Annotated in this window: 15 protein-coding genes; 10 read left to right on the top strand and 5 right to left on the bottom strand. The window is 58.6% G+C overall.

Translation table 11 applies throughout. From position 1 onward, the window contains the following. Positions 1-90 precede the first annotated feature (90 nt). The 6 genes from hpaH (at position 91) to V6944_RS10815 (ending at position 6,424) form a co-directional block, all read left to right on the top strand. The gene (gene hpaH / locus V6944_RS10790; protein ID WP_220440524.1) at positions 91-894 is read left to right on the top strand and encodes a 2-oxo-hept-4-ene-1,7-dioate hydratase; all 804 of its coding nucleotides are present in this window, start codon (positions 91-93) and stop codon (positions 892-894) included. A gap of 15 nt (positions 895-909) precedes the next feature. Then, the gene (hpaI, locus tag V6944_RS10795; protein ID WP_333499052.1) at positions 910-1,701 is read left to right on the top strand and encodes a 4-hydroxy-2-oxoheptanedioate aldolase; all 792 of its coding nucleotides are present in this window, start codon (positions 910-912) and stop codon (positions 1,699-1,701) included. A gap of 111 nt (positions 1,702-1,812) precedes the next feature. Then, the gene (gene hpaX / locus V6944_RS10800; RefSeq protein ID WP_333498944.1) at positions 1,813-3,189 is read left to right on the top strand and encodes a 4-hydroxyphenylacetate permease; all 1,377 of its coding nucleotides are present in this window, start codon (positions 1,813-1,815) and stop codon (positions 3,187-3,189) included. Positions 3,190-3,201: 12 nt separating this feature from the next. After that, a complete protein-coding gene (hpaA, locus tag V6944_RS10805; RefSeq protein WP_333498945.1) occupies positions 3,202-4,092 on the top strand; it encodes a 4-hydroxyphenylacetate catabolism regulatory protein HpaA in 891 nt (296 codons plus the stop codon). Between the two features lie 234 nt (positions 4,093-4,326). Next, the gene (hpaB, locus tag V6944_RS10810) at positions 4,327-5,889 is read left to right on the top strand and encodes a 4-hydroxyphenylacetate 3-monooxygenase, oxygenase component (RefSeq protein WP_333498946.1); all 1,563 of its coding nucleotides are present in this window, start codon (positions 4,327-4,329) and stop codon (positions 5,887-5,889) included. A 19-nt stretch (positions 5,890-5,908) separates the two neighbouring features. After that, complete coding sequence (locus tag V6944_RS10815) at positions 5,909-6,424, top strand: 4-hydroxyphenylacetate 3-monooxygenase reductase subunit (RefSeq protein WP_333498947.1); 516 nt, start codon at positions 5,909-5,911, stop codon at positions 6,422-6,424. A gap of 79 nt (positions 6,425-6,503) precedes the next feature. Here V6944_RS10815 and V6944_RS10820 read toward each other — a convergent pair whose 3' ends face one another. The 5 genes from V6944_RS10820 to V6944_RS10840 form a co-directional block, all read right to left on the bottom strand. Beyond that, a complete protein-coding gene (locus V6944_RS10820) occupies positions 6,504-7,256 on the bottom strand; it encodes an IclR family transcriptional regulator (protein ID WP_333498948.1) in 753 nt (250 codons plus the stop codon). Beyond that, complete coding sequence (locus V6944_RS10825) at positions 7,253-8,011, bottom strand: IclR family transcriptional regulator (RefSeq protein WP_333498949.1); 759 nt, start codon at positions 8,009-8,011, stop codon at positions 7,253-7,255. Before V6944_RS10825 ends, V6944_RS10820 begins: the two co-directional genes overlap by 4 nt. A gap of 136 nt (positions 8,012-8,147) precedes the next feature. Next, positions 8,148-8,909 (bottom strand): SDR family NAD(P)-dependent oxidoreductase, encoded by a 762-nt coding sequence (locus V6944_RS10830; RefSeq protein WP_333498950.1) that lies wholly within the window; start codon positions 8,907-8,909, stop codon positions 8,148-8,150. A gap of 16 nt (positions 8,910-8,925) precedes the next feature. Continuing rightward, positions 8,926-10,662: an FAD-dependent oxidoreductase gene (locus V6944_RS10835; RefSeq protein WP_333498951.1), complete on the bottom strand. Its 1,737-nt coding sequence runs from the start codon at positions 10,660-10,662 to the stop codon at positions 8,926-8,928. Between the two features lie 340 nt (positions 10,663-11,002). Then, positions 11,003-11,218 (bottom strand): ECs_2282 family putative zinc-binding protein, encoded by a 216-nt coding sequence (locus V6944_RS10840; protein WP_333498952.1) that lies wholly within the window; start codon positions 11,216-11,218, stop codon positions 11,003-11,005. Between the two features lie 164 nt (positions 11,219-11,382). Between V6944_RS10840 and V6944_RS10845 the strand changes: the two genes are divergently transcribed. From V6944_RS10845 to mmuM, 4 genes are all read left to right on the top strand, one after another. Further along, complete coding sequence (locus V6944_RS10845; RefSeq protein ID WP_333498953.1) at positions 11,383-12,681, top strand: sensor domain-containing diguanylate cyclase; 1,299 nt, start codon at positions 11,383-11,385, stop codon at positions 12,679-12,681. 92 nt (positions 12,682-12,773) lie between these two features. Beyond that, positions 12,774-13,895 carry a ribosomal protein uL16 3-hydroxylase gene (locus V6944_RS10850; RefSeq protein ID WP_333498954.1) on the top strand — a complete coding sequence of 374 codons (1,122 nt, stop codon included), beginning with the start codon at positions 12,774-12,776 and terminating at the stop codon, positions 13,893-13,895. Positions 13,896-14,072: 177 nt separating this feature from the next. Further along, positions 14,073-15,482 carry an S-methylmethionine permease gene (gene mmuP / locus V6944_RS10855; RefSeq protein ID WP_185667216.1) on the top strand — a complete coding sequence of 470 codons (1,410 nt, stop codon included), beginning with the start codon at positions 14,073-14,075 and terminating at the stop codon, positions 15,480-15,482. Then, entirely contained in the window at positions 15,469-16,401 is a 933-nt protein-coding gene (mmuM, locus tag V6944_RS10860; protein ID WP_333498955.1) for a homocysteine S-methyltransferase, read from the top strand. The genes mmuP and mmuM overlap by 14 nt, the downstream gene beginning before the upstream one ends. Positions 16,402-16,511: the final 110 nt, after the last annotated feature.

Here is a 16,511-nt window from a genome sequence, read left to right on the forward strand (position 1 = left end):
CTTGGCCGGGCTACCAATACGTAGCCCGGGCGAGGCGTTCACGCCGACCCCGGGGTTTACGCCGAGCTGCCGTATGCCACAGGAATCACTATGCTCGATAAACAAACCCGTACCCTGATTGCCCAACGGCTGAATCAGGCTGAAAAACAGCGTGAGCAGATCCGTGCCGTCTCGCTGGATTACCCGGACATCACCATCGAAGACGCCTACGCCGTACAGCGCGAATGGGTCGAGATGAAAATTGCTGAAGGGCGCACGCTCAAAGGCCACAAAATTGGCCTGACCTCAAAAGCGATGCAGGCCAGCTCGCAGATTAGCGAACCGGACTACGGCGCGCTGCTCGACGACATGTTCTTCCACGACGGCAGCGACATTCCGACCGACCGCTTTATCGTACCGCGTATTGAAGTTGAACTGGCGTTCGTGCTGGCAAAACCGCTGCGCGGACCGAACTGCACGCTGTTCGATGTTTACAATGCCACCGACTACGTGATCCCGGCGCTGGAGCTGATTGACGCCCGCAGCCACAACGTGGACCCGGTAACCCAGCGCCCGCGCAAGGTGTTCGACACCATCTCCGACAACGCTGCCAATGCGGGGGTGATCCTCGGTGGTCGGCCGATTAAGCCCGACGAACTGGATCTGCGCTGGATCTCCGCGCTGCTCTACCGCAACGGCGTGATTGAAGAGACCGGCGTTGCCGCTGGCGTACTCAACCACCCGGCCAACGGCGTGGCGTGGCTGGCGAACAAGCTGGCGCCGTACGACGTTCAGCTGGAAGCGGGGCAGATTATCCTCGGCGGCTCCTTCACTCGCCCGGTTCCGGCGCGTAAGGGTGACACCTTCCACGTCGACTACGGCAACATGGGCGCGATCACCTGCCGGTTCGTATAAAAGGAAAAAACGATGATGAAGAACAGTTTTAAAGACGCGCTGAAAGCCGGCCAGCCGCAGATTGGCCTGTGGCTGGGGCTCTCCAGCAGCTACAGCGCCGAACTGCTGGCGGGAGCGGGCTTCGACTGGCTGCTGATTGACGGCGAACATGCGCCGAACAACGTTCAGACCGTGCTGACCCAGCTACAGGCGATTGCGCCATACCCAAGCCAGCCGGTGGTGCGCCCGTCGTGGAACGACGCGGTGCAGATTAAACAGCTGCTCGACGTGGGCGCCCAGACCCTGCTGGTGCCGATGGTGCAGAACGCCGATGAAGCGCGGGCGGCGGTTGCCGCGACCCGTTACCCGCCGCAGGGCATTCGCGGTGTGGGCAGTGCGCTGGCGCGTGCATCGCGCTGGAACCGTATGCCGGACTATATCCATCAGGCTAACGACACGATGTGCGTGCTGGTGCAGATTGAAACCCGTGAAGCGGTCAGCAACCTGGCGCAGATCCTCGACGTCGACGGTGTAGATGGCGTATTTATCGGCCCGGCGGATCTCAGCGCCGATATGGGCTTTGCCGGTAATCCGCAGCACCCGGAAGTGCAGGCGACGATTGAAAAAGCCATCGTGCAGATTCGTGCGGCGGGGAAAGCGCCGGGCATTCTGATGGCCAACGAACCGCTGGCGAAGCGCTATCTGGAGCTGGGGGCGCTGTTTGTCGCCGTCGGCGTTGATACCACGCTGCTGGCCCGCGGCGCAGAAGCGCTGGCGGCGCGCTTTGGCGCGGAGAAAACCTCGCTGGGTTCGTCCGGCGTGTATTAACCCCTGCCGGATGGCGCTGCGCTTATCCGACCTACCCGTAGGCCCGGCAAGCGCAGCGCCCCGGGCAAAACCTGCTTCACCCTACGCAAATTCCCATCAGAGGAAAGGATAATGAGCGACACATCACCTGCAATCCCGGAGCAACTCAACCCGGCCGACCAGCACAAGCAACTGACGGCGGGCCAACAATCGGTTATCAATAAACTGTTTCGTCGTCTGGTTCTGTTTTTGTTTGTGCTGTTTATCTTCTCATTCTTAGACCGCATTAATATCGGCTTTGCCGGGCTGACGATGGGGGCGGATCTTGGCCTCAACGCCACCATGTTCGGCCTCGCCACCACGCTGTTCTACGCCACCTACGTGATTTTCGGTATTCCCAGCAACATCATGCTGAGCATCGTCGGCGCGCGGCGCTGGATTGCCACCATTATGGTGCTGTGGGGCATCGCCTCTACCGCCACCATGTTCGCCGTCGGGCCAAAAAGCCTCTACGTGCTGCGCATGTTGGTGGGCATTACCGAAGCCGGGTTCCTGCCCGGCATTCTGCTGTACTTAACCTACTGGTTCCCGGCGTTTTTCCGCGCCCGCGCCAACGCCCTGTTTATGATTGCCATGCCGGTGACCACCGCGCTGGGTTCGATTGTCTCGGGCTATATTCTGTCGATGGACGGTCTGCTGAACATGCACGGCTGGCAGTGGTTGTTCCTGCTGGAAGGCTTCCCGGCAGTGCTGCTTGGCGTGATGGTCTGGTACTGGCTTGATGACTCCCCGGCGAAGGCCAAATGGCTGACCGACGAGGATAAAAAGTGCCTGCAGGAGATGATGGATAAAGACCATCTGACGCTGGTGCAGCCGGAGGGCGCGATTAGCCACCGCGCCATGCAGCAGCGCAGCCTGTGGCGCGAAGTGTTTACGCCGATCGTCCTGATGTACACGCTGGCCTACTTCTGCCTGACCAATACCCTGAGTGCCATCAGCATCTGGACGCCGCAGATCCTCAAGAGCTTTAACGAGGGCAGCAGTAACATCACCATCGGCCTGCTGGCGGCGATCCCGCAGGTGTGCACTATTCTTGGCATGATCTACTGGAGCCGCCATTCGGATAAGTACCAGGAACGTAAGCACCACACGGCGCTGCCGTTCCTGTTTGCCGCCGCCGGCTGGCTGCTGGCCTCGGCCACCAACCATAGCCTGATCCAGCTGTTGGGGATCGTGATGGCTTCAACCGGTTCCTTTAGCGCGATGGCGATCTTCTGGACCACGCCGGATCAGTCCATCAGTCTGCGCGCTCGCGCGATCGGCATTGCGGTGATCAACGCCACCGGCAACATTGGCTCGGCGATGAGCCCGTTTATGATCGGCTGGCTGAAAGATGTGACCGGCAGCTTTAACAGCGGATTGTGGTTTGTCGCCGCGCTACTGGTGCTGGGTTCGGTGATTATCTGGGCGATCCCGATGAAATCCTCGCGCCCGCGCGCCACGCCGTAAGGAGCCGCCGCTATGTGCCAGCGTGCGATTACCAATATCGATATCAGCACCGAGTATGAGGAGAGTCTCGGCAGCAAGGATGTGCACTATCAGTCGTTTGCTCGTATGGCGGCGTTTTTTGGCCGCGATATGCAGGCGCATCGACACGATCAGTTTTTCCAGATGCACTTTCTTGATACCGGGCAGATTGAGCTGCAGCTCGACGATCATCGCTATTCGGTGCAGGCACCGCTGTTCGTGCTGACGCCGCCGTCGGTACCGCACGCGTTTATCACCGAGTCAGATAGCGACGGCCACGTGCTGACGGTTCGCGAAGATTTGGTCTGGCCGCTGCTGGAGGTGCTGTATCCCGGCACCCGCGAGGCGTTCGGCCTGCCGGGGATGTGCCTGTCGCTGGCGGACAAGCCTGAAGAGCTGGCGGCACTGGCGCACTACTGGCGGCTGATTCAGCGCGAGTCGACGTCCGACCTGGCGGGGCGAGAGCACACGCTGGTGCTGCTGGCGCAGGCGGTGTTCACGCTGCTGCTGCGCAACGCGCCGCTGGACGACCACGCGGCCAGCGGCGTACGCGGCGAGCTGAAGCTGTTCCAGCGCTTTAACCAGATGATTGATACCCACTACCACCGTCACTGGACGGTACCGGACTACGCCAGCGAATTGCATCTGACCGAATCCCGGCTGACGGATATCTGCCGCCGCTTCGCTAACCGGCCGCCGAAGCGGTTGATATTCGATAGGCAACTGCGTGAGGCCAAGCGCCTGCTGCTGTTTTCCGACAGCGCGGTGAGCGAGATAGCCTGGCAGCTTGGGTTTAAGGACCCGGCCTATTTTGCCCGCTTTTTTAACCGCTTAGTGGGGTGTTCGCCGAGCGCGTTTCGCGCGCAGAAAGTACCGGTGTCGTGATTTTTCCCCGGCGGCGCTTCGCTTGGCCGGGCTACATATGCGTGTAGCCCGGCCAAGCGAAGCGCCGCCGGGAACCGCACAAACCCTACCCAGATCACAGAACCACCCCTCGCCCGAAAAGTACCAGCCGTTGACCCAAAAGTCTCTTCACCGCCTGCCCTTTAAACGCTTCAATTACGAAACAAGAACAAAACATAAATTTAACAAATCCGATGAATACTGGAGTGTACCCGAATGAAACCTGAAGATTTCCGCGCAGACACCAAACGCCCGTTAACCGGTGAAGAGTACCTGAAAAGCCTGCAGGACGGCCGTGAGATCTACATCTACGGCGAACGCGTCAAAGATGTCACCACCCACCCTGCGTTCCGCAACGCGGCGGCCTCCGTGGGCCAACTGTACGATGCGCTGCACAAACCGGAAATGCAGGACACGCTGTGCTGGAACACCGATACCGGCAGCGGCGGCTACACCCACAAATTCTTCCGCGTGGCGAAAAGTGCCGACGACCTGCGCCAGCAGCGCGACGCCATCGCCGAGTGGTCACGTCTCTCCTACGGCTGGATGGGGCGCACCCCGGACTACAAAGCGGCCTTCGGCAGCGCGCTGGGCGCGAACCCGGCGTTCTACGGCCAGTTCGAGCAGAATGCCCGCCACTGGTACTCGCGCATTCAGGAAACCGGCCTGTACTTCAACCATGCGATCGTCAACCCGCCCATCGACCGTCACAAGCCAGCGGATGAAGTGAAAGACGTTTACATCAAGCTGGAAAAAGAGACCGATGCCGGGATTATCGTCAGCGGCGCGAAAGTGGTGGCGACCAACTCGGCGCTGACCCACTACAACATGATTGGCTTCGGCTCCGCGCAGGTGATGGGCGAAAACCCGGACTTCGCGCTGATGTTCGTCGCGCCGATGGATGCCGAAGGCGTGAAGCTGATTTCCCGCGCTTCCTACGAGCTGGTGGCGGGCGCAACCGGCTCACCGTACGACTATCCGCTCTCCAGCCGCTTTGACGAGAACGATGCGATCCTGGTAATGGATAAAGTGCTGATCCCGTGGGAAAACGTGCTGATCTACCGCGATTTCGATCGCTGCCGTCGCTGGACGATGGAAGGCGGTTTCGCCCGTATGTATCCGTTGCAGGCGTGCGTACGTCTGGCGGTGAAGCTCGACTTCATTACCGGCCTGCTGAAGAAATCGCTGGAGTGTACAGGCACTTCTGAGTTCCGTGGCGTGCAGGCGGATCTCGGTGAAGTGGTGGCATGGCGCAACATGTTCTGGGCGCAGAGCGACTCCATGTGTTCTGAAGCGACCCCGTGGGTTAACGGCGCGTACCTGCCGGATCACGCGGCGCTGCAAACCTACCGCGTGATGGCGCCGATGGCCTACGCCAAGATCAAAAACATCATTGAACGCAACGTCACCAGCGGCCTGATCTATCTGCCGTCGAGCGCCCGCGACCTGAACAACCCGCAGATCGACCAGTACCTGGCGAAGTATGTGCGCGGCTCCAACGGGATGGATCACGTCGAGCGTATCAAGATCTTAAAACTGATGTGGGATGCGATCGGCAGCGAATTCGGCGGCCGTCACGAGCTGTATGAAATTAACTACTCCGGTAGCCAGGATGAAATTCGCCTGCAGTGTCTGCGTCAGGCGCAGACCTCCGGCAACATGGACAAAATGATGGCGATGGTCGATCGCTGCCTGTCTGAATACGACCAGAACGGCTGGACGGTGCCACACCTGCACAACAACGCTGATATTAATCTGCTGGATAAGCTGCTGAAGTAATTCGCAGCGGGAGGTCACAATGCAATTAGATGAACAACGTCTGCGTTTTCGCGATGCCATGGCCAGCCTGTCGGCCGCCGTTAACGTCGTCACCACCGAAGGGGAAGCGGGCCGCTGCGGGATCACCGCCACCGCTGTCTGCTCGGTCACGGATTCACCGCCGTCGGTGATGGTCTGTATCAACGCTAACAGTGCGATGAACCCGGTATTCCAGGGCAACGGCAAGCTATGCATCAACGTGCTCAACCATGAGCAGGAGATCATGGCCCGCCACTTCGCCGGGATGACCGGTATGGCGATGGACGAGCGCTTCGGGCTTTCCGGCTGGCAGCGCGGCGTGCTGGAACAACCGGTGCTGAAAGGGTCGCTGGCAAGCCTGGAGGGCGAAATTCGTCAGGTGCAGAGCATCGGTAGCCATCTGGTCTATCTGGTGGAGATTCAGAACATTGCATTAGGGGAAGCGGAGAGCCACGGGCTTATCTATTTCAAACGCCGTTTTCATCCGGTGATGATGGAAGCGGAAGCCCTGGCTTAAGGGTTCCGTCGATTCTCCGGCATCGGCGCTCACACGCCTCGGCCGGGCTACGATTTGAGGGTAGCCCGGCCGAACGCCGTTACGGTTTAAAGCCGAGGCTTTCGGAAAGCGCAGCCGCCTGCTGGCGAAGCAGGGCAAGGGTAGGGCTGTCGGCATCGAGGTTCAGTATCTGCGTCTCATCAAACAGCGTCAGCGCAAAATAGATAGCGCCGCTCAGTTCAAATACCGGTGCGCTGACCGAGCTAATGCCCGGCACCGGTGCGTCATGCTGCATATCCAGGCCGGACGCGCGGATCCGCGGAAACTCTTCACGTTTCGCCTGACTCAGCGCCTGACCGGTCGCGTTTTTATAGGCATTAGCAATGATATCGTCAGGCATCCAGGCGCAGAAGGTGCGCCCGATGGACGACGACGGGAGTGACATCACTGACCCAAGACGAATTTCGCTATACAGCGTATGGCGCGGCTCGGTAAAGCTAATCACCGTCGGGCCGTGGTTGCCCCACACGCTTAAGGCCACGCCGTGCCCGGTGCTTTCAGCAAGCAGTCGGGTAACGCGTTCCCCTTCGCGCTGCGGATTCAGATAGTGCAGCCCTAAAATCCCCAGCTCCTGCGACAGCGAACCGGCGCTGTACAGGCCACTCTGCTCGTCTTTGCTCACCAGACCCGCGCGCACCAGGCTAATCAGGTAGGGGAAGACTTTGGCCGAGCTCATCTGTGCGGTGCTGGCAATCTCTTTGAGGCTTTTGTGAGTACCGCTGGCGATAAGCGATTCCAGAATATCGGCGGCAACTTCCACCGACTGTACCCGACGCTGTGATTTTTCGCTCATTGGGCGTCTCCGCTTAGGGCCAGGGCTTCCGCTTTTAGCAGGTTGCCGATCGTCACGAGTTTCTGTTCATCCAGCTGATGAGAGGCCGAGAAGGCGCTGATTGCCAGCTGTAGGTTGCCGTTACCGTCCAGTACTGGGGCTGAGAGCGCCGAGACGGAGGGGGTGGGGACGCTGCGGGAAATCGACAGGCCCTGCTCGCGGATATGGGCCAGCGCCTGCTGGAAGTCGTCGCGGCTAAACAGCTGGCGGTCATCGCGGGTGAAGGTTTGCGCCCGGATAATCTCGTCGCACGCGGCTTCAGGCATCAGGGCGGCAAACAGCTTGCCGGTGGCGGTGCGGGTTAGCGACAGGGCCGAGCCCTGCTTAAAGCCGAGGTTCATCACCATGCCGTATTCGCGGTAGAAAATGACCACCGGGCCAAAGCGCGTCCAGACGGCGACAAAGACGTTCAACTGGTGCTGCTGGCCCAGACGTTCGACGGCGGCAATTGCCGATTTTACTTTTGGCGCGGCGTACAGCGCGTTGATCCCCAGACGCAGCGACAGCGAACCGGGCTCATACTTTTGCGTCACCGGGTCACGCTTGAGCATGCCGGTGCGTTCCAGACTCACCAGATAGCTGAAAATCTGGGCGGGGGCGGAGTCGACCCGTTCGGCGATTTCGGTCAGGCTCATCGGCGCGGACTGTTCGACCATCATCCGCAGAATGTGCCCGGCGACCTCAACGCTCTGAATCCCTCGTTGTTCCGACTTCATGATGACGCTGCGCTCCAGATTGGCTTCTGAAAGAAGAGGATAGGTACTCTAGCATAGTCATCGGAGAGGAGGGAGTTTCCCGGCGTCGCGTCGCGTCGCGTCGCTCGGCCGAGCAACGCGACGCCGGGAGGGCACGTTAGCTGACTAAATAGCCTCCATCCACCGGCAGCACCACGCCGGTCACATAGCTTGCGGCGTTGGAAGCAAGGAAAGTCACCGGCCCCACCAGTTCCTGCGGCGACGCCACGCGCCGCAGCGGGATGTGGGTTAAATAGCTTTCAAGCGTGCTTTTATTTTCCCGCGTGGTGGTGGTCATATCGGTATTCACTACCCCCGGCGCGATGGCGTTTACACGAATGCCGTGCTCGGCCAACTCCGCCGCCAGCGTACGGGTCAGCTGCGCCAGGCCGCCTTTGGAAACGGCGTAAGAAAACGCGGTAGGGGCCGCTACGAAGGATTGAATCGAGGCGACGTTGATAATATTGCCTTTACTGGCAATCAGCGACGATAAGAACGCCTTGCACATATTAAACGGCCCCAGCACGTTCACCGACAGCGTCAGGTGCAGCGCCTCGTGGGCATCGTCAGAATCAAATGGGATGCGCTTTAAAATTCCGGCATTATTCACCAGCACGTCGAGGTGACCAATATTGGCCGTCACCTCTTCGGCCAGCTCTTCGCAGCGCTCAATATCGCTGACGTCCACGCCAAAGCTCCAGACCTTCGCGCCCTGATGACGCAGTGCCGCCGCCGTCTCTTCGACCGCCGCGCTGTCCACGTCGACCAGCACCACGCGCGCGCCGGCCTTCGCCATTCCTTCCGCCATCGCCGCACCGTTGCCGCGTGCCGCACCGGTAATTAATACCAATTTATCGTTCAGGCTAAACTCGCTATTCATCGTTTCTGCTCCTCGGCTATGACGCTTTTTTGATGACAGGCTCTGCACCGGCAACCGTCTGCCCGGCAATGTACTTCGCGACGGCGTAGCCAAAGGTTAACGCCGGGCCGAGGGTTATCCCTGCGCCGGGATAGTTGCCGCCCATAATGCTGGTGGCGTCGTTGCCGATGGCATACAGCCCGGCAATAGGCGTACCGTCTTCGGCCAGCGCCCGGCAGTGTTCGTCAACCGGAATCCCGTTGTAGGTGCCAATATCCCCCGGATGAATTTTCACCGCATAGAACGGCCCTCGTTCGATAGCCTTCAGGCATGGGTTCGGCTGGTGTAGGGCATCGCCCTGATAGCGGTTGTAGGCTTTCGAGCCTTTACCGAACGCTGGGTCATGACCGCTGATAGCGCCCTGATTAAAGGCGGCGACCGTTTTGCCTAGCCCCTGCGCGTCAATTCCGGCCTGGCTTGCCAGCGCTTCCAACGTCGCTCCTTTCAATAAATAACCTGATTTTAGATGGCGGCCTATCGGCAGCGGGAAGGGGGCGACGCTGCCTAAACCGTAGCGGCGCAGGGTAGGGTGATCGCAGATAAGCCACGAGCAGGTTTCGCCTTCCCCTTCACAGGCTTTGATCATCGCCTGCACGTAGTCGTGGTAGGAATTGGCCTCATTGGTAAAACGCTGACCCCTGGCGGTGACCGCAATCACGCCGGGCTTGGCACGGTCAATAAAGTGCGGCATCACGCCCTGGCTGCCGTCGGCGCGTGTTGTCAGTGAGACCGGAGACCACGCGGCGGCATTCGCCAGATGGCTATCAATCTTGCCGCCGATCGCCTCAAATAGCCTGAAGGTATCGCCGGTGTTGGACTCCACCGTTGGGCTCCAGTGCTCTTTACCGGTAGGCGCGTGGCGATAGTTGGCTTTACGGCGCTCGACGTCATGCGAGAACCCACCGGCGGCCAGCACCACCCCTTTATTCGCGTAGACGGTAATGATTTCATTGTCTTTTTTAACCTTTGCCCCGACCACGCGCCCGTTTTCATAGAGCAGCGTCTGAATCGGTGAGTGGCGCCAGATAGGAATGTTTTTATCCAATGCGGATTTTGCCAGACGGCCCATCAGCGCATTGCCGTTGGTCAGCAGCATCCCGCGGCCTAACGTCAGGGTTTCCCAGAAATGCTTCGATAGGCGCTTCGCGGCGTAGACCGCTGACTGCAGCGAGCGAGTCGCGTTCATCAGATGGCGAATATCTTTGCCAGAGCCAATCATCATGCCGAACACCGTCAGCTCGGGCAGCGCAGGCTCCAGGTGTTTGAGGTTGTCACCCAGTTCACGAGCATCGAACGGTTTTGCCACCATCGAGCGCCCGCCCTGCATTGCCCCTGGTGCTTCTGCGTGATAGTCGGGGAAGGTCAGCGGCATTTCAAAATCGACCGCCGTGTTTTGCAAGAAGAAGTCCACCGCCTGCGGGCCGTGCTGCAAGAAGGCCGAGACGCGCGCTTCGTTGTAGCTCGATCCACCTTCGTGGCGCAGATAGGTTTTCACCGCCTCCGGTGAATCATCGTGGCCGTAGGCTTGTGCCAGCTTCGTGCAGGGGATCCACAGCCATCCGCCTGACCGCGCTGCCGTGCCGCCGAAGCGGTCACGTTTTTCAATCATTAGTACATCGAGCCCCTGATGTGCCGCCGTTACGGCGGCAGACATCCCCGCCGCGCCCGTACCGACGACCAATAGATCACAGTGTAATTCTTTAACATTTGACATGACGTTCTCCGTTTACCACCGACGGCCATTTTCTGGTCAGTTGCTATGCAAGCTAGCAATGAGTTTGATAATGATCAATTGTTTTGCATTTGTATAATTGAGAAATGCGATCGCGGATCGGATTTTGTGGGATTGGTGGGGGAGACGACCTTCGATGTTGACCGTGGTTGGGCTGATAATGTGTGGTGATGGAATGAACGGCGGGCAGGGGACGTTTTTTAAATATTGAATGGATTAATAATCAGAAGTTATTCGAATTTATTTTGTATTAGTCTGACGTTATTTATTGCAATAGATAATTAATTAGTACTATTAATCAATCTAAGCACGTATGGCAATGTTATTGCGAGGTATGCTTTTTTAATCGTGATAATGCGCGCTTTATCATCTCTTCCGCTCGCTGGCGGGCGAATTTTGTCAGCGTAGCTTTGCTAAAATGCTGGCCGCAGCCGGCGCAGCATAAAGGATATTCATCGGAGGAGTTCGTTATTTTTTCAACATCGGCAAGTTCTGTTGTATGGTTACATTTAGGGCATGAATATTTAATTAAAATCACAACGCGACCTCCTTTATTTTTGCTATAAAATAGAACAATGGCACATATTGTTAAAGCGTTCATGATTATTTAATAGCCACTCATTATGTATTGGTTGATGGAGAGGTTGTTTTTTGACCGCGCAATAAGGCGAGTGGAGCGCTAACGGAAAAGGATGAGATGCAATGGATAAGCAATTTGCGCAGGGGAGTATGAGCGAAGCCGATAAGCTCGCGGATCTTCTCAACCACAACACGGATTGGATCTGGGAAGTTGACGCGCAGGGGCGCTACGTGTGGGTGTCCAACGTGGTGAATAACCTGCTGGGGTACGCACCTGAAGAGGTGCTTGGCCGCGCGCCGTTTGATTTTATGGAACCGGCAGAATCGGAGCGGGTGCAGAAATTCTTTGGTCATGTGCTGGCGTCTCAGCAGCCTTTTAACGGCATGATTAACCGCAACCGTCGGGCAGATGGCAGCGTGGTGATCATCGAAACCAGCGGTATTCCGCTTTTTGATGCCGAGGGAGAGTTAACCGGCTATCGCGGCACCGACCGCGATATCTCCCAGCTTGGCGAACGGGTGTTGCAACTGGAGTCTATCTACCAGAGCACGCCGCTGGCGCTGTGTGTGATTAACCGTTTTGGACAGCTCACCAAAGCGAATAAAGCGATGGGCGAGCTGCTCGGGCAGCCGGAAGATGCGCTGATTGGCCAGTGCCTGCGGGATATCATGCCAGAATGGAATCTGTTGTTTCAGCAGGATTTTATTCGACTTGATGCCGGAGAGGAAATCACCAGCAAAGAAGTTTTCCTCTACGGACGTTACTTCTATATTAAGCCAATGCCGGTGTATGACGCGGGCGGTAACGTGGCAGGGATCTCCTCCGCGTGGATGGACATTACCGACCGCAAACTGGCGGAGCAACAGCTCGCCAGCGCTAACCAGGTACTGTTGCAGTACGCCGAGCGGGACCATCTGACCGGATTGTTCAACCGCCGCTACATGGACGAACGGCTGAACTATGAAATCACCCGCGCCCAGCGCGAAGGGTCATCACTTTCACTCTGTATGGCCGACCTCGATTTTTTCAAACGCTATAACGATACCTACGGCCATCAGGCGGGCGACCGCGTGCTGAAGGCCGTGGCGGACGCGTTGAAGGGCGGGCTGAGGCCGGACGATAGCGTCAGCCGCTATGGCGGCGAAGAGTTTTTAATCATGCTGCCGGATACCAGCGCAGAGGGGGCGCGAGCGGTGGCCGAACGTCTGCGCGAACGGGTGATGGACCTGAATATTGAGCATGAAACCAGCCCGCTTGGCGGCGTGCTGACCATCAGCCTTGGCGTGATGACCTGGGATGCGCCGCTGTACGTTTGCAGCATCCAGAGCCCGGCGGATATTGGTGCCGAGCTTATCCATAGCAGCGATGCGGCGCTTTATCGTGCCAAACAGCAGGGGCGTAACCGCGTCGTCGCGGTGTAAGCAGAAGGCTCGGCAATTGATTCACCACAAAGAGGCCCACTGCGGGCCTCTTTATAATCGGGCCTACTCCTCTACTGTGATGGTAAAGCAACATGGCTTATCAACTGAACCTCAACTGGCCGGAATTTTTAGAAAAATACTGGCAGAAGCAACCGGTCGTCCTGAAGAACGCGTTCCCGAACTTCGTTGACCCGATCACCCCGGATGAACTGGCCGGTCTGGCAATGGAGATGGAAGTCGACAGCCGTCTGGTCAGCCACGCCGACGGCAAATGGCAGGCCAGCAACGGCCCGTTTGAAGATTTTGACCATCTGGGCGAGGAAAACTGGTCGCTGCTGGCGCAGGCGGTGAACCACTGGCATGAACCTTCCGCCGAACTGGTGCGTCCGTTCCGCGTGCTGCCGGATTGGCGGTTGGACGACCTGATGATCTCCTTCTCGGTGCCGGGCGGTGGCGTGGGGCCACACATTGACCCGTACGACGTATTTATTATCCAGGGCATGGGCCGCCGTCGCTGGCGCGTGGGTGATGCACTGCCATTAAAACAGCACTGCCCGCACCCGGCGTTGCTGCATGTCGAACCCTTTACGCCGATTATCGAAGTCGAGATGAACCCCGGCGATATTCTCTATATTCCACCAGGATTCCCGCACGATGGTTATACCTTCGAAGCGACGCTGAACTACTCCGTCGGTTTCCGCGGGCCAAACGGCCGCGAGCTGATCAGCAGCTTTGCGGACTATGCGCTGGAAAACGATCTGGGCGAGAAGTATTACACCGATCCAGATCTGACCTGCCGCGAACATGCGGGGAAAGTGGAAGATCATGAGCTGGAGCGCCTGCGCACCATGATGATCGATATGCTCCGTCAGCCGGATGATTTTAAGCAGTGGTTCGGCAGTTTTATCAGCACGCCGCGCCATGAGCTGGATCTGGCGCCAGCCGAGCCGCCGTACGAACCGGAAGAGGTGGCTGCCGCGCTGGAAGGCGGTGACACCCTGCGTCGTCTGAACGGCCTGCGGGTGCTGAATATCGGCGGCTGCTTCTTTATTAACAGCGAGCGGGTAGAAACCTGCGCGCCACAGGCGATGGACGTGCTGAGCCGCTATACCGAAGTGAATAGCGCGCTGCTCGGCGAAGCACTGCATAATCCTGCGTTTGTGGTGGAGCTGACGGCGTTGATTAATCAGGGGTACTGGTTCTTCGACGAGTAGGTGGTGGGGGGGGCGCGTTGTACCCTCACCCCGGCCCTCTCCCTGGAAGGGAGAGGGAGGAAAACCCGCACCCTCCCTCATTTCTGGTGATCCCCCCGCTTTGCAATTGCTTACCAATCGTTGTATAACCTTCTTCTGGTTTGGATGTTTAGATGTCCATACGTTTAGAAGGTAATAATGCAAAACACAACACAACAACAAGGTGGGCAGTTAAAGCGCACCATGAAAACCCGCCACCTGATTATGTTGTCGCTGGGTGGTGTTATTGGCACAGGGCTGTTTTTCAATACCGGCTATATCATCTCCACCACCGGCGCGGCGGGTACGCTGCTGGCCTATCTGATTGGCGCGCTGGTCGTCTGGCTGGTGATGCAGTGTCTCGGTGAACTGTCGGTGGCGATGCCGGAAACCGGCGCGTTTCACCTTTACGCCTCACGCTACCTCGGCCCGGCCACCGGTTACACCGTGGCGTGGCTCTACTGGCTCACCTGGACGGTGGCGCTCGGTTCGAGCTTTACTGCCGCCGGGTTCTGTATGCAGTACTGGTTCCCGCAGGTGCCGGTGTGGATCTGGTGTCTGCTATTTTGCGTACTCATTTTCGGCCTTAACGTCATTTCGACTCGCTTCTTTGCCGAAGGCGAGTTCTGGTTCTCGCTGGTAAAGGTCATCACCATCGTGGCATTTATCATCCTTGGCGGCGCGGCTATCTTTGGCTTTATTCCCATGCAGGACGGCTCGCCCGCACCGGGGCTGTCGAACATTACCGCTGAGGGCTGGTTCCCACACGGCGGGCTGCCTATCCTGATGACTATGGTGGCGGTGAACTTTGCTTTCTCGGGTACCGAACTGATTGGTATTGCCGCAGGGGAAACCGAGAACCCGCACAAGGTGATTCCGGTCGCCATTCGCACCACCATTGCGCGGCTGATTATCTTCTTTATCGGTACTGTGTTTGTGCTAGCGGCGCTGATCCCGATGCAGCAGGCTGGCGTGGAAAAGAGCCCGTTCGTGCTGGTATTTGAGAAAGTGGGGATTCCGTATGCGGCGGACATTTTCAACTTCGTGATTCTGACGGCGATTCTGTCGGCGGCGAACTCCGGGCTGTATGCCTCAGGCCGCATGCTGTGGTCGCTCTCTAACGAACGTACGCTGCCGCGCTGCTTCTCGCAGCTGACCAAAAACGGCGTGCCGCTGGTGGCGCTGTCGGTGAGTATGCTCGGTGGGCTGCTGGCGCTGTTCTCCAGCATCGTCGCGCCGGATACCGTGTTTGTCGCGCTGTCGGCGATTTCCGGTTTTGCGGTGGTGGCGGTGTGGATAAGCATCTGCGCCTCGCACTTTATGTTCCGCCGCCGCCATCTGCAGCAGGGGAAAGCGCTGAGCGAGCTGCACTATCGCGCGCCGTGGTATCCGCTGGTGCCGGTGCTGGGCTTTGTGCTCTGCGTGGTGGCCTGTCTTGGGCTGGCCTTTGACCCCTCGCAGCGGATTGCGCTGTGGTGCGGGATCCCGTTTGTGGCGCTGTGCTATGGTGCCTACTATCTCACACGTTCACGCCCGACCGAGGAGGCGCCGCAGCATGCCGCAGAATAATCCCTTAACCTCAATTCTGACCGACCATCCCTTTGTACTGCTCGACGGCGCGATGGCGACCGAGCTAGAGGCGCGCGGTTGCGACCTGGCCGACAGTCTATGGTCGGCGAAAGTGCTGATGGAAAACCCGCAGCTGATTTATGACGTTCATCTCGACTACTTCCGCGCCGGGGCGCAGGTAGCGATCACCGCCAGCTATCAGGCGACGCCGGACGGCTTTGCCGCACGTGGGCTCAATGAAGCGCAGGCCCGCTCGCTGATTGCCAAAAGCGTGGAGCTGGCGAAGCAGGCTCGCGACTCGTACCGTGCGGAAAACCCGTCGGCAAAAGGGTTGTTGATTGCGGGTTCCGTGGGGCCGTATGGGGCTTACCTGGCGGATGGTTCGGAGTATCGTGGCGACTACCAGCGCAGTGCGCAGGTGTTCCAGGATTTCCATCGCCCGCGTGTTGAAGCCTTGCTGGAGGCGGGCGTTGACCTGCTGGCCTGCGAGACCCTGCCATCGTTCGCTGAAATTCGTGCGCTGGCGCAACTGCTCGATGAGTACCCGGTAGCGCAAGCATGGTTCTCGTTTACCCTGCGTGATGCTCAGCACCTGAGCGACGGCACGCCGCTGCGCGATGTGCTGGCGCTGCTGGCGGACTATCCGCAGATTCTGGCGGTGGGCATTAACTGTATCGCGCTGGAAAATACCGTTGAGGCGCTGGCATATCTGCATAATCTGACGCCGCTGCCGCTGGTGGTCTATCCCAACTCCGGCGAGCACTACGATGCGGTAAGTAAAACCTGGCATCACCACGGCGAAGCCTGCGCCACGCTGGAAGGCTATCTGCCGCAGTGGTTGGCGGCTGGGGCGAAGCTGATTGGCGGCTGCTGCCGGACCACGCCGAAGGATATTGCGGCGCTGAAGGCGCACTGCTGAACCTGAGTTTTCCCGGCGTCACTGCGTTCGGCCGGGCTACGAATCATCGGTAGCCCGGGCAAGCGCCAGCGACCACGGGGAAATCCCACCCTCCAACTATCTTTTGCCAC

It is taken from the genome of Kluyvera sp. CHPC 1.2972, from assembly GCF_036759925.1.
Taxonomy (GTDB): domain Bacteria; phylum Pseudomonadota; class Gammaproteobacteria; order Enterobacterales; family Enterobacteriaceae; genus Kluyvera.